This window comes from Paenibacillus sp. BAC0078, from assembly GCF_054483875.1.
This window is the reverse complement of record NZ_JBTLRW010000066.1, coordinates 1-879: the sequence shown is the minus strand read 5'-3', so window position 1 is coordinate 879 and position 879 is coordinate 1. Positions and strand designations below refer to the sequence as shown.

Genomic DNA, 879 nt, shown 5'->3' with positions numbered 1-879 from the left:
CGCGTGCTGCAGCAAGCCGTGCACGATTTCGCCCGTTTCAATCCGGTATCCCCGGATTTTCACTTGCTCGTCGATCCGGCCCATGTACTCCAGGTTCCCGTCCGGCAGCCATCTGGCCAGGTCTCCCGTCCGGTACATCCGCTCGCCAGGTTCGAACGGATTGTCCACGAACTTCTCCACCGTCAATTCCGGTCGGTTCAAATATCCGCGCGCCAAGCCGTCTCCCGCGATGCACAGCTCCCCTGGCACCCCGATCGGCTGAAGTTGGTTCGATTTATTCATCACATAAATCCGTACGTTCTGTATCGGCTTACCGATTGCAGGAACCCCTTCTTCGGTTTCTACCCAGCCGCTGGTCGCGACCACCGTATTCTCCGTTGGTCCGTAATTGTTCGATAGCCGATACCCGGATCTCTTCGTTTTTCCTAATCTGTCCCCGCCGGTTAGCAGCGCGCGAAGTGCATGACTAGGCTGGTCCGTGAACTGTTCGTATACCGGTGTCGGCAGAAACGAGACCGTGATCCCATTCTCCTGGTAGAACCGGCTTAACGCCTCAAGATCAGTACGAATATGCGGACTCACCAAATAGATTGCCGCCCCGCTCACGAGGTAAGGGAATATCTCCCATACAGCAGCATCAAAGCCGGATCCCGCGTACTGTGTCGCGCGATCCGTATCCCTCACTTCAAAGTTACGACTGTGCCATGTCGACAAATTCACCAGCGAACCGTGCTCGACCATGACCCCTTTGGGCTGCCCCGTCGATCCTGACGTGTAGATCACATAAGCCAGATCGTTTGGCCCACTTGCTGCAGTCAGGTTTGCAGTATCGCCCGCGTATAGCGACGTGTCCGCTAGGTTCAGCACCTCTCCTGCATA

At 56.3% G+C, this 879-nt stretch carries 1 protein-coding gene; it reads right to left on the bottom strand.

Annotated elements, in window-relative coordinates; translation table 11 throughout:
- Positions 1-879 (bottom strand): AMP-binding protein (locus ACX1DY_RS31440; RefSeq protein ID WP_458968045.1); only part of this gene is annotated, 879 nt, incomplete at both ends.